13 protein-coding genes and 1 pseudogene are annotated in these 12,516 nt (G+C 44.3%); 6 read left to right on the top strand and 8 right to left on the bottom strand.

Features of this window, described 5'->3' with window-relative positions:
- The 4 genes from ACEW8S_RS13080 to ACEW8S_RS13095 all read right to left on the bottom strand — a co-directional run.
- Window positions 1-820: PAS domain S-box protein (locus ACEW8S_RS13080; RefSeq protein ID WP_373518587.1), on the bottom strand; the 820-nt coding region annotated here is incomplete at its 3' end.
- A gap of 170 nt (window positions 821-990) precedes the next feature.
- Entirely contained in the window at window positions 991-1,875 is an 885-nt protein-coding gene (gene folD, locus ACEW8S_RS13085) for a bifunctional methylenetetrahydrofolate dehydrogenase/methenyltetrahydrofolate cyclohydrolase FolD (RefSeq protein WP_373518588.1), read from the bottom strand.
- Window positions 1,876-1,920: 45 nt separating this feature from the next.
- Window positions 1,921-3,249, bottom strand: a complete 1,329-nt coding sequence (ffh, locus tag ACEW8S_RS13090; RefSeq protein WP_373518589.1) for a signal recognition particle protein — start codon at window positions 3,247-3,249, stop codon at window positions 1,921-1,923.
- A gap of 165 nt (window positions 3,250-3,414) precedes the next feature.
- Entirely contained in the window at window positions 3,415-4,488 is a 1,074-nt protein-coding gene (locus ACEW8S_RS13095; RefSeq protein ID WP_373518590.1) for a hypothetical protein, read from the bottom strand.
- Between the two features lie 91 nt (window positions 4,489-4,579).
- Here ACEW8S_RS13095 and ACEW8S_RS13100 point away from each other — a divergent pair, with 91 nt between their 5' ends.
- The 5 genes and pseudogenes from ACEW8S_RS13100 to ACEW8S_RS13120 all read left to right on the top strand — a co-directional run bounded on the left by ACEW8S_RS13100 (window position 4,580) and on the right by ACEW8S_RS13120 (window position 9,167).
- The gene (locus ACEW8S_RS13100; RefSeq protein WP_373518591.1) at window positions 4,580-5,092 is read left to right on the top strand and encodes an RNA polymerase sigma factor; all 513 of its coding nucleotides are present in this window, start codon (window positions 4,580-4,582) and stop codon (window positions 5,090-5,092) included.
- An 89-nt stretch (window positions 5,093-5,181) separates the two neighbouring features.
- Entirely contained in the window at window positions 5,182-6,093 is a 912-nt protein-coding gene (locus ACEW8S_RS13105) for a FecR family protein (RefSeq protein ID WP_373518592.1), read from the top strand.
- A complete protein-coding gene (locus ACEW8S_RS13110) occupies window positions 6,074-8,596 on the top strand; it encodes a carboxypeptidase-like regulatory domain-containing protein (protein WP_373518593.1) in 2,523 nt (840 codons plus the stop codon). Before ACEW8S_RS13105 ends, ACEW8S_RS13110 begins: the two co-directional genes overlap by 20 nt.
- A gap of 145 nt (window positions 8,597-8,741) precedes the next feature.
- A pseudogene (locus tag ACEW8S_RS13115) lies at window positions 8,742-8,987 on the top strand (type II toxin-antitoxin system RelE/ParE family toxin); the annotation flags it as partial.
- An 18-nt stretch (window positions 8,988-9,005) separates the two neighbouring features.
- Complete coding sequence (locus ACEW8S_RS13120; RefSeq protein WP_373518594.1) at window positions 9,006-9,167, top strand: transcriptional regulator; 162 nt, start codon at window positions 9,006-9,008, stop codon at window positions 9,165-9,167.
- Between the two features lie 524 nt (window positions 9,168-9,691).
- On the opposite strand, the gene ACEW8S_RS13125 is transcribed toward ACEW8S_RS13120, so the two are convergent.
- From ACEW8S_RS13125 to ACEW8S_RS13140, 4 genes are all read right to left on the bottom strand, one after another.
- On the bottom strand, window positions 9,692-9,889 hold the full coding sequence (locus ACEW8S_RS13125; protein WP_373518595.1) for a hypothetical protein: 198 nt from the start codon (window positions 9,887-9,889) through the stop codon (window positions 9,692-9,694).
- A gap of 233 nt (window positions 9,890-10,122) precedes the next feature.
- Window positions 10,123-10,305 carry a Txe/YoeB family addiction module toxin gene (locus ACEW8S_RS13130; protein ID WP_373518599.1) on the bottom strand — a complete coding sequence of 61 codons (183 nt, stop codon included), beginning with the start codon at window positions 10,303-10,305 and terminating at the stop codon, window positions 10,123-10,125.
- A 71-nt stretch (window positions 10,306-10,376) separates the two neighbouring features.
- Window positions 10,377-10,577 carry a DUF2683 family protein gene (locus ACEW8S_RS13135; RefSeq protein WP_373518596.1) on the bottom strand — a complete coding sequence of 67 codons (201 nt, stop codon included), beginning with the start codon at window positions 10,575-10,577 and terminating at the stop codon, window positions 10,377-10,379.
- 621 nt (window positions 10,578-11,198) lie between these two features.
- Complete coding sequence (locus ACEW8S_RS13140) at window positions 11,199-11,702, bottom strand: hypothetical protein (protein WP_373518597.1); 504 nt, start codon at window positions 11,700-11,702, stop codon at window positions 11,199-11,201.
- A gap of 131 nt (window positions 11,703-11,833) precedes the next feature.
- Here ACEW8S_RS13140 and ACEW8S_RS13145 point away from each other — a divergent pair, with 131 nt between their 5' ends.
- Window positions 11,834-12,511, top strand: a complete 678-nt coding sequence (locus ACEW8S_RS13145) for an SLC13 family permease (protein WP_373518598.1) — start codon at window positions 11,834-11,836, stop codon at window positions 12,509-12,511.
- The last annotated feature ends 5 nt before the right edge of the window (window positions 12,512-12,516 follow it).

Here is a 12,516-nt window from a genome sequence, read left to right on the forward strand (position 1 = left end):
TTATTGAGATAACAGGCGGAACATCGGGTCTGGCATATTTAATGGAATTGGTAATGAGATTGAGGAAAATACTCTCCATATACGCAGCATTATGCTGTATGCTTTCCATACCCGAAAAATCTACCTTAAATTCAACATTCACCTTTTGGATCAACGAACTAATTGATCTTTGGGTCTTTTGGAATATTACATTGAAAAATACTTCTTCCAATTGTTGGTTTTGGGCATCGCTTTGCTTCAAAGCATCTACGTACGCGTTCAAGGAAGTGTTTAGGCCTTCTGCTGAAAGTCTAATAAACTGTAGTACTTCTTTAGTATCCTCATCATCGATTTTGCTCAAATCGATTAGGTCGACCATAGAAATCAAGTTATTAACAGGAGACCTTAAATCATGGGAGGTGGTGTAGTTGAGTTGTTTGAGTTCTTCGTTTACTTTTGAAAGATGGCTCATGTGTGAAATCCGTTCATTTTCCAAACCCTTTTTGTGGGTTATATCTTTTGCAATGGCATAGATCAGTTGCTCGTTCTCTATAGGAATGGATGTCCAATGGAGCCATACAAGTTCTCCGGATTTGCAAACATATCGGTTTTCGAAATTAATTAACGGTTTATTATTCTTCAGGTTTTGCCGATACAAAGCTGTCAGTTCCCTATCTTCTTCATAAATGAATTCGGATATTAATCTGGATCGTAATTCCTCTTCGGAATATCCTAATAACCTTACAATAGCCGGGTTGATTTTTTTAAAGTATCCATCATAACCGGCAATACAGAGGCAATCCATTGATAAATCAAAGAATGGCGCTATTTGTAGGTTCATTTGACGTGGGATATTTTAGTGTTTACACCGGTTCACCAGTTATGGGTAAACGTATGCTATCGTTAATTAACGTAAAAAAATGTGTAGTTAGTCTTTACCGGGAATATTTATTTGACATAGCATCGTAGAAAATCATTTACACAGGGAAAACGACCAAGAGAATGTTTGAATTATTTTCCAGTTCCATGCCGTTCTCGGGCCAAAAGCGTATTCTTCAGCAACATGGCAATGGTCATCGGTCCAACCCCACCGGGTACGGGAGTGATGTAGGATGCCTTTTTGCTGACATTCTCAAAATCGACATCACCGGTCAAATAGTAGCCTCTTTCCTTGCTTTCATCAGGTACGCGGGTGATGCCCACATCAATGATTACGGCGCCTTCCTTGACCATATCCGCTTTTAGAAAATGGGGTACGCCCAAGGCGGAAACCACGATATCCGCTTGCAACGTCAATTCCTTCATGTTCTTTGTACGACTGTGGGCAAGGGTTACGGTGCAGTTGGCCGCTTCCCCTTTTTGGCTCATTAGAATGCTCATGGGTCTACCAACGATATGGCTACGACCGATGACCACCGCATGTTTACCTTCGGTATCGACTTTGTAGCGCCGCAACAGTTCCATAATTCCATAGGGAGTGGCCGAAATAAAGGTCTCCATATCCAAGGCCATTTTTCCGAAATTGACAGGGTGAAATCCATCGACATCCTTATCCGGATCAACGGCCATCAACACTTTTTCTTCATTTATATGTTTGGGTAGGGGCAGTTGCACGATATAACCATCAATATCATCGTCTTCGTTCAGCTCGTGTATTTTTTGCAACAGTGCTTTTTCTGTGGTTTCCTCGGGCAAATGGATCAAAGTGGATCCGAACCCGATTTTCTTGCAAGATCTTACCTTGCTACCGACATAGGTAAGGCTTGCGCCGTCGTTGCCTACCAGTACGGCCGCCAAGTGAGGGACTTTTTCACCGCGTTCTTTCATTGCCGCTACTTCGGCCGTAATTTCTTCTTTAATCTCGTTAGAAATTTTCTTTCCGTCCAATATAATCATGTATCCAAAATTCTAGTTTCGAAGGTGTAACCGATGCCAATCCTATTATTTCATATTCTGCATCATCTGCATCATCTTCTTACCCCCACCACCTTGCATCATTTTCATCATCTTGCCCATTTGGTCGAACTGTTTCAAGAGCTGGTTCACTTCTTTCATATCACGGCCGCTACCTTTGGCGATGCGTTTTTTACGGCTTACGTTCAGTTTGGATGGATTCGAACGCTCATCGGGCGTCATGGAATGGATGATGGCCTCGATATGTTGAAAGGCATCGTCGTCGATATCCAATCCTTTTAGGGCTTTTCCGGCACCGGGGATCATGCCCATCAAGTCCTTCATATTCCCCATTTTTTTTATCTGCTGGATCTGGGACAGGAAATCGTCGAAGCCGAACTTATTCTTGGCGATTTTCTTTTGGATTTTTCGCGCCTCCTCTTCATCAAACTGCTCTTGGGCCCTTTCAACAAGGGAAATGACATCCCCCATGCCCAAAATACGATCGGCCATACGGGAAGGATGAAATACATCGATAGCCTCCATCTTCTCGCCGGTACCAATAAATTTAATGGGTTTGTCGACTACGGATTTAATGGAAATGGCAGCACCGCCTCGAGTGTCGCCATCAAGTTTGGTCAGTATGACCCCGTCAAAATTCAGGATATCGTTAAAGGCTTTCGCAGTATTCACGGCATCTTGACCCGTCATGGCATCGACCACGAAAAGGGTTTCCTGAGGCTGGATAGTCTTATGGATTTCCGATATCTCGGCCATCATCTTCTCGTCGACCGCCAGTCGGCCCGCGGTATCGATTATGACTACGTTGTGCCCTTCCGCTTTAGCTTTGGCAATACCCGCCAGCGCAATGGACACCGGGTTCTTGTTTTCCTTGTCCGAATATACCTCGACATCGATCTGCTCCCCGACGATATGCAATTGGTCGATAGCCGCCGGGCGATATACGTCACAGGCGACCAACAAGGGCTTTTTTGATTTTTTGGTTTTTAAAAAATTGGCCAGCTTCCCGGAAAAGGTGGTCTTACCCGAACCTTGCAGGCCGGACATCAAAATGATCGACGGGTTACCCGAAAGATTGATTCCTTCGGTTTCCCCTCCCATGAGATCGGTAAGTTCGTCTTTTACGATCTTCACCATCAACTGGCCGGGCTGTAGACTGGTCAGTACGTTCTGGCCCAAGGCCTTTTCCTTGACCCTATTGGTAAACTCTTTGGCTATCTTAAAGTTGACATCGGCGTCGAGCAAGGCCCTTCGGACTTCCTTAGTGGTCTCCGCTACGTTTATCTCGGTGATCTGCCCGTGGCCACGGAGGGTGTGGAGGGCCTTATCCAGTTTTTCGCTTAAAGTATCGAACATCGGTCTTTTCTATTTTAATGGGGACAAATTTAAGCATAAAGCGGGGAAGAAAAAAGCACCTATTTGACTATGCCAATTCGATAAAATAGGGTGTGAAAATTGAGGAGTTCAGGCGCTAGCCGCTAAGAGTCGGTGCAGAAATAATTCGTTTCCATAAATACTTGGCTACTCGCTTACATTTGGTAGGGCACAGAACCGCTCCAAAATAATTTCGTCGTTTTCGCCCCCATCCATTTTTATAGTGTCTTTCCCAATTTCGTAGGTGTACATGGCACCATTGAACGCATCGGCATCCTTAAATTCGAGGTTGAGAAACACCATGAAATCGGAAACGGTGACGGACCACTCGCCCTCGCTTACTGAACCAAACCCATCGTCCGAAGCTACCTTTCCATCCTCCATAAAAGTAAGTAGATACTCCTGATATTGCTCTGTGTTTTCCAAATCCATCCTATTCAACTTTTTTACCAGCCAAGGACAGGTAACCAACAGACTATCAAGACTTTCCTTGGTGAAATCATCGTCATTGTAATCATCGTCATCATCTTCGTCACAGCTTTCGACGGCGCGTTCCATGGCGTTGGCCAATTCGGTATTATTGTTCACCGTAACCTCGATACCGTCGAACATTTCAAAGCTAAGCGGAAATTCGATACTGATAAGATCGGCATCGGCCAAGCCGGCCAAAAAACGCCGCATCTCCATATCGTGGTTTACCGTAATGTTTCCGGTTTGCTGTAGATTAGGGTTGTAGGTAAAAAGATTTATGGGATACACCACATCGACACACTCGATATCATCGTCAGCGCCGCCCTCGACGCATTGTTCGACGTAGTCTTTAAGCACCTCCTCGCTATTGATATCGATTTCGGTGTAATCGGACATCATTACCGTAATGGGATAGGTGATTTGCATATCAAGATCCCCTTCCTCGGCGGCATCGAGAATATCCTCTATGTTTTGGAAATCTTCCATCGTTTCGATCTGCAGTTCCGAACCGTTTACGGTGACGGTATACGGAAATTGGATACCCAAGCAGCTGGCCCCATCGACGATATTGTCGTATGATCCATCGTAGGAAGTAGTGCGCTTCATCATTTCGAGCACGGTAGAACCGGCCGATAAGGTCAGTTCGGGATCAATATCCTCTTGAAACGGTTCCTCATTTTGACAAGAGGACAAGACGATCATCGCAGCCAGTAGGATGACATAGAGCGAATCCTTAAAAATACTATACATAGTGATTTGGAATTTCCTGTAAAACAACCTCTTAAGAAAATACCCTACTTTTTATAATTTTTTCGGATACCTTTGAAAAAAATAGTCCCCATTGAAAAGTAAAGATACAGGCAATGTTTGCGACGAGCAAGTATTCGATACCTTATTCAAGGCGAATTCCAAAACGATTTTCAACTACATTTATTACAAGTTCGGAAATGAGGAAAAAGCCTATGATGCCGTACAGGAAGCCTTCTTGAAGCTGTGGGAAAACTGTGCGAAAGTCCCTCCCGCAAAGGCGAAATCGTATGTCTATACCGTAGCCAATAACTTATACCTTAACGTGATAAAAGCGGAAAAAGTACGTCTGAAGTATGCGGACAAGTCCTTAAAAACCACCCAAGAGGACCCGGAATTTCTGATGGAAGAGAGCGAATTCAAACAGAAACTGGACAAGGCCTTAAACGCGCTGCCCGAAAACCAGCGCCTTACTTTTTTGTTGCACAGGATAGACGGAAAAAAATACGCAGAGATTGCAGAAATGGAAGGTATAAGCGTTAAAGCCATCGAAAAACGGATGCATTTGGCGCTGAAATCGTTGCGGGAGAAGATTGAGGGTATATGAGCAGCGGCGGGTATTGGAGCATTTGGAATCTATAAACGGAGTAGGGTTTTTCCTAAATGGATTGTTATTAAGATACTAAGACAGAAATAATGCAAGAAAATTACTTGGCAAAGTGGCTGAACGGCGACCTTAGGGATGCGGAGCTTGCGGAATTCAAGAATTCCGATGAGTATGCCTCTTATAAACGTATTGTCGATGCCACCGATAGCATGCAGGCACCGGAGTTCAATGCTGACAGGGCGTATCAGGCGTTAAAAAATAGGCGTGAACTGCAAGACAATAAGGTCGTTAAACTACGTCCGTTCCGAAAATTTTTGCGGGTCGCAGCGGCTGCGGCAGTACTTGTGATGGGATCTTACATTTATCTGAATTTGTCGAACGAAACCATCTCCACATCCTATGCCGAAAACAAGGAAATAACCTTGCCAGACCAGTCGAAGGTCGTTTTGAACGCCGACTCCGAAATATACTACAGCGCAAGCAATTGGGATAAAAAACGCAATGTCGATCTTAAAGGCGAAGCTTTTTTTAAGGTAGCCAAGGGCAAGCGGTTTACGGTTGCCACCGATGCCGGAAACGTAATCGTTCTGGGCACCCAATTTAATGTTGAAAGCAGAAAGGGCTTTTTTGAAGTCACTTGTTTTGAAGGGCTGGTCAGCGTTTCGTTCAATAATAAGGATACCCAACTGCCCGCGGGCAGTTCATTCATAGCGATCAATGGCGAAATCGTAGAGGCAGCCGTCCCCGGTACCTCGGTACCTTCTTGGATGAACAATGAAAGTTCGTTCAAAAGCGTTCCCTTGAAATATGTGCTCGATGAATTTGAACGCCAGCACGATATCGCCGTAAAGACCCAAAATATCAACTTAAAACAATTATTTACCGGTACCTTCAGCAATACCGATACGGATCTTGCCTTGAAAAGTATTAGTGTCCCTTCGCAAATAAAGTTTAAATTTGAGAGCGACAAAGTGCTCTTCTATGGCGAAAACACTCCGTAAATGTACCCTTCCCCTACTTTGTCTTATCCTTTTTTCATTCCCAAAAAGCACTGGCGCCCAAGATAATATACCTGGCATTTCGCTTATCACCTTCCTGCAAAAATTGGAGCGTGATTTCGATATCAAGTTCTCCTACGCAGACGATGATATCCGCAATCTCAGTGTCATCGTTCCAAAAACGGACAATTTAAAGGATATTTTAGAGGATGTCCAACGGCAGACCCGACTCCAAATTCAAAAACTTAACCAGCGGTACTACACCATAGCCAAGCGCTCTACCATCGATATTTGTGGGTTAGTTCTGGATAATTTTGAGAGGAACACGGTCACTGGTGCAACTATAGAGGTTCTGGGAACAAAAACTGCCGTTATTACCGATTCGGAAGGCCATTTTGCAATTGGAAATGTGCCGCCGACCGCCAAAATTCAAATCAAACATATAGGGTATAAAACCCTTTTTGTCGACGCCAAGGATTTAGCGAAGCAACAACCTTGCACCACCTTGTTATTGGCGCAGTTCTATCAACAACTGAAAGAAGTTGTCATCTATGAATTCCTCACCAAAGGTCTAGTAAAACAATTGGATGGCAGTATCGAGATGAACAGCGAGCAATTCGGCATTCTTCCCGGTTTGATCGAGCCAGACATACTGCAAACGGTTCAAGCCCTGCCGGGCATTGAAAGTATCGACGAAACGGTTTCGAACATCAATATCCGTGGTGGTACCAACGACCAGAACCTCGTGCTATGGAACGGTATCAAAATGTACCAGTCCGGACACTTTTTTGGATTGATTTCCGCCTTCAATCCGCATCTGACCGATAAGGTCGTTTTGACAAAAAATGGTACTAGTTCCGAATACGGCGAAGGTGTAAGTGGTATCATCGATATACGAACGAAGGACAGCATTTCGGACCAGTTTTACGGCGGTGCGGGCGCCAACCTCATCGGTGGGGACGTTTATGGCCACCTGCCCATTTCCGGAAAACTGGCCGTGCAAGTTTCCGCGCGGCGTTCGCTTACCGATATTTTGAATACCCCTACCTATCAAAAATTCTTTACCCGGGTTTTTGAGGATAGTCAAGTGAACCGCAACGGTAATTTTTATTTCTACGATTTTACGGGAAAACTACTGTACGACATCAATAAAAATCAGAAAGTACGCTTCAACTTTATCAGCGTCAATAACCTTTTGGATTATTCGGAAGCCGATATGGATTCCGGCGAACGCACTCGAAGCGACCTTGATCAGACCAACCTTTCCTTCGGGGGAAGCCTTAAAAGTAGTTGGAACAAAAAGTTCTCGACTTTTTTAAACGCATACCACACCGGCTACAATCTCGATGCCCGGAATACATCCTCCAACGCAAAACAGACCCTATTTCAAAATAATCAGGTACAGGAGACGGCTTTGAAGCTTACTACGGAATATCAATTGAACGACCGTTTCGAATGGGGCAATGGATACCAATATACAGAAACTGCCATCGCCAATGCCACTGACGTGACCCAGCCCCCTTTTCAAAGCGACGTGCGGGACATCATACGCAGTCAGGCCCTGTTCTCCGAAATTACCTACCGTTCGGGCGATCGAAAACTGTTTGCAAGGGGGGGCCTGCGGTTGAACCACTTTGAGAATCCCGATTCGTTTAAAAAGTTCCTAATCGAACCCCGTCTGAGCCTGAACTATGCACTTACCCGGGAGTTTAAATTCCAAGTATTAGGGGAATTTAAAAGTCAGGGAACCAACCAGATCATCGACCTTGAGCAGAACTTTCTGGGTATCGAAAAACGCCGCTGGATCGTTTCCGATGGGGATAGGTTGCCCATCACCAAAAGCAAACAGGCAGCCGTAGGTTTCAATTACGATCACCAAAACCTGTATATCGGTCTAGAGGGATTTTATAAGGAGGTCGATGGCATCAGCACCACTACGCAAGGATTTCAGAACCAAAACCAGTTTAACGGCGAAATCGGGAACTACGATGTGAAGGGCATCGAATTCCTGATCAACAAAAAAACGGACGCCTACAGTATCTGGGCCAGCTATGGCTATAACGTCAACACCTATTATTTTCCGGATATTGTTCCCCCTGAATTCCCCAACAACCTCGATGTTCGGCATACCGGTACATTGGCAGGCACCTACACCTTGAATAATCTCAAGTTCAGTATTGGTGTAAACTATCATACCGGTAAACCGATTACCGAACCGCTGGCCGATGATCCTATAGATACTTCATTTTTCCCGTTTCGGATAAACTATCGGCCCCCGAATGGCGATCGTTTGCCCGAATACCTTCGCGCAGATGCTTCCGCCATCTATAACTTTGACATCGGATCGGCCGTGAAGGCCACGGTAGGGGTATCGGTACTGAATTTTACGGATCGTAAAAACATTTTGAACGCTTATTATCGGCTTGACGACCAAAACGAGATTGAAAGGATTGCAAATGTTTCGTTGGGGCTGACCCCGAATGTGAGCTTTCGGGTGGCGTTTTAGAATTTTACTTGACAAGTGTCGGTTTACGGTTTGCATTTGTACCATCATCAAGGACATTCGCCACAAAGTGGTAAAAGCCCTCTATCGAAAGGGCAAGACCCAACTACGGAGGTGACACCTATCAACTTATGAAAGGCTAAAAGCCCTCTATCAAAACGACAAGACCTCTGGTTTTAAACAAAATTCGCTAAAACGGTTGACATTACGCCTTACGGTACTTGATTCCATTGAAAAAGCGGAAGATTTACAGGCGTTTCCCAATTTCCGTCTCCATGCCCTTAAAGGCAACATATCGGGTCATTGGTCGATATGGGTAAGTGGCAACTGGCGGCTAACGTTCCGTCTTGAAAATGGCAATGTTCTTGATCTAGATCTAATGGACTATCAGTAACGCAAAAAGGAAAATGACATGGCTACGATGTTTAAACCCCCTAAACCCGGGGGAAGTTTGAGGGAAGAATTTATAGATCCTTGGGAATTGACCATCACGGCAAAGGCGTTGAACGTATCACGCACAACCTTGTCGGATATCGTCAATGCCAAGCAGGGCATTACCCCCAATTGGCCTTAAGGCTGTCAAAAGCCTTTGATACCACCCCAGAAATATGGGTAAACATGCAACGCAATTATGATTCGGCCAAGGCCAAACAGAATTGGAGCGACCTAAAAAAATGGGGGGGCTGTAGAAATACAGCGATTGGTAAAGCAAAATAAAAAGGGGTCGAAAAACAAGGTGCGTTTGTAGGTCGGCGGTTTGTGCGGGGAGGCTAGCGAAGATTTAAGCTAAGGCATTTTTCTTGCCTTAACGTAATTTCGTGCAGTCCGAGCAATCAAATCCGGTGTCCGTTGTCATTCGGGTGCGTCATCCGCCCTCTGTAAAAGCTTGTAAATACAAGGGGTTCCAAGGGTAGTAAAATCTGGGTTTAGATTTTTGGGATGCTGACAGCCTTTTGGGTTGTTGGCCCAGTGGAAGGGTAGCTGTCACCGGCCGCCACCTGACAATAAAATGATGGAGTGAATATTGTGCAATCAAGTGTTTTTTTAAGGGAAAATCGGATAACCATCCTCAGGCCATGGCAAGATGAGCGTTGAATTTTAACCGTCGATCACCTTGTTTCCTGCGGAAGTCGGAAAAACCCCGCCGTACGACGAAAAATCGAACGCCTCCGTTTTTGCCGCCCGCCTCGGTACCGCCGGCAAGAGCAAAAAGTTTTTCCATACTTCTTTCCGGCACATCCATTTCCCCATCGTGCCGTCAATTACCGAAATGGACCTGCACGGGAAGTATCCCAAAATTTATGCACTTGCCCGCCGTTGCGCTCCATCACAAAGTGTGTTTAGGCTTCGATGAAACTTTTGAACGGGGATTTTTGCAAAGTTCAAATTAACGGTGGGTTTTTATTGCCTTCTGGATATTCCGAAAAACTAGTATTTAGACGATACTCGAACAGTTTAGCTCGATGGAATGGTAACTGTCACCGACCGCCATTTGTACCATCCAAAGTGAACCGAACTCCGGGAACAAGTCAGTAATGACCTTTTAAAGAGTGAATTTCAATACCCTTTTTCTCTCCGTAAACCTTATAAACGATACGGTGCTCCTTGTTAATGCGCCTTGACCAAAAACCGGACAGGTCATATTTTAAAGCTTCCGGTTTCCCTATACCGGTAAAGGGATCTTCCTCTATGCCCGTAATAAGTTTCGTTATTCTTTATTGAACGGCCCTATCTCCTTTCTTTTTCCAGTACGAAAGGTCCTTTTGGGCTTTCTTGGTATAGGTTACTTCCACAGATTTTCCGTCTTGATGGTCTTTACCTTCCCTTCCTTTGCCTGGCGTTCGCTTTCCTTGATTTTGGCGACAAATTCGGGGTCATAGGGACTTTCCCCGGAAGCCTCGAAAGGAACTTTTAAAGCCCTGAGAATTGCCATTACGGTTTTTAGTTGCTCCTTGTCCTCGGTATGGATCTTAAGTGTTTCCATTATCCTGTTTTTATTTAATATCTACCGGTCGTTCTTTAATCCCAATAGGACCTGATGTCCCAAAATGTCCTCCAATGAATAAAACACTAAGTTACTGAAAATATTGTTGAAGCATTGAATTACGGCAGTTTTAATGATCAGGTCATCCGACCGATAAATGGACCGAAAGCACATTCAATAGATACGTCTATTTTCAGACTTTCACGGCACCGATTAAAAGTTCAGATTAACGTGGGTTTAATTACGCCGCGTTGAAGTCAGCAGTATCACAAAAATCGTTCGTTTTATAGAATTGAGTTTAAAATCGTTAAGTGAAGGTTCGACAAAATGGAACGGCCATCATAAATTTCAAAACGAATCCTCGCCAAATCTTTGGTCGCCTCCAAACCAGAAATTAGAAAAGTTCAAATAGTGCTTACGGCCAATATTTGTAGATAAAAAATAACACCAAAACAGCAAGCAAAGTATGGGTTACCAACACAAAATCATAGAATATCGAAAAGGCAAATAACCATACAAGGCTAAAAATAGATACAAGTACCCAAATCAAATTTTTCTGCATCATATCGCCTTTTTTTTCCTCTTTTCCATCAAAACCCCAGGCATAGACGACCCTTGCCGTTATTCATTACGCTTAGAGTCTTTGTTTTCCAATGAATCGAATTCCGATTGGTAGCGCTCAAGAAATTTTTGTTGCATCGTTTCCATGCGTTCCCGTATCCTGTCTATATCCATAAAATCCTCTCCGAATTCGCTGCCGAAGAAACCGTCGTCGAAGAAGCGTTCGGTAAAGAGCGAATCCTTGGCGAAGAGGTCTCCGAACCGTTGATTATCGAATCCTTTAAAATTCCTATAAAACTTGGATCGGAAAGACTGTAACAGGCTATCGGGATTCTTTTGCGCCAAATCCCCAACATCATCGGTCGATGACCATGAATAGATGGAATCGTAACGGATCATGTTCCCGTTTTCATCGAACTCCTTATCGACTTTCCATGTGCCTTTGGGCTGTTCGGTAACCTGTTCCGTACTATCCTTTTGTATATTTTCATCTTCTTTGTGCTCTTGGCCCTTGCAACCTGATGTCAAAATTGCGGCCAATGAAAGAATTGCCAATTTTTTCATTTTTGCTCAATTTTAGTTACACATTAATCTGTGAACATAAGTTCAAAAAGTTTGCCAAAACCCTATAAAACAGCCTTTTGACAGGTTAAAAATTGTTAAGACGGGCCGTTTTTTTTACGGGCTGAATTTTTTTGGAAATACACACGGCCTTATTCAAAAATAATTTCTGCCAAAATGACTTTGAAATCGCCCTGTTATTCTTGATAATCGCAACGATTATCGTCCTTTTCGCTTTTGAGATATTCCCTATGGACAAGATCGTCTTTTGTATCATAGGGGTCTTGATACTCTTCGGCCTCGTTACACCGGAGGAAGGGATCAGCGGGTTTTCCAACACTGCGGTCATTACCATTCTTTGTCTGATGATCATTGCGGCCGCGCTCGCACAGAACGGGGTCATTTCATGGATGGCGAACGGGCCAAAGCGGTTCAAAGGTTGGCCCATTTATTTTATTGTACCGGCATTTATGTTCATAACCGGATCCATATCCGCATTTATCAGCTCTACGGCCGTGGCAATCGTTTTTATCAAGATCGTAACGGAACTCTCCGATAAATACGACATTTCCAAGAGCAAGCTCCTATTGCCCATCTCGATATCCGCTGGAATGGAACTGCCCTCCAAACCCTTTGTACTGGCCGTTATGTTCGCGGCGAACTTTAGTTTCCTTGCCCCGGTAGGCTATCGGACCAATTCGTTGATCTTCAGTATGGGCATTTATAGGTTCAGGCATTGTATGGAGGTAGGAGGCGTTATCTCGTTGGTACTCTTTATCTTGGGCACGTTGCTGCTCGGTTCGATGGTCTAATTAGT

Origin of the sequence: Pricia sp., assembly GCF_041745955.1 — a bacterium.
Lineage (GTDB): Bacteria > Bacteroidota > Bacteroidia > Flavobacteriales > Flavobacteriaceae > Pricia.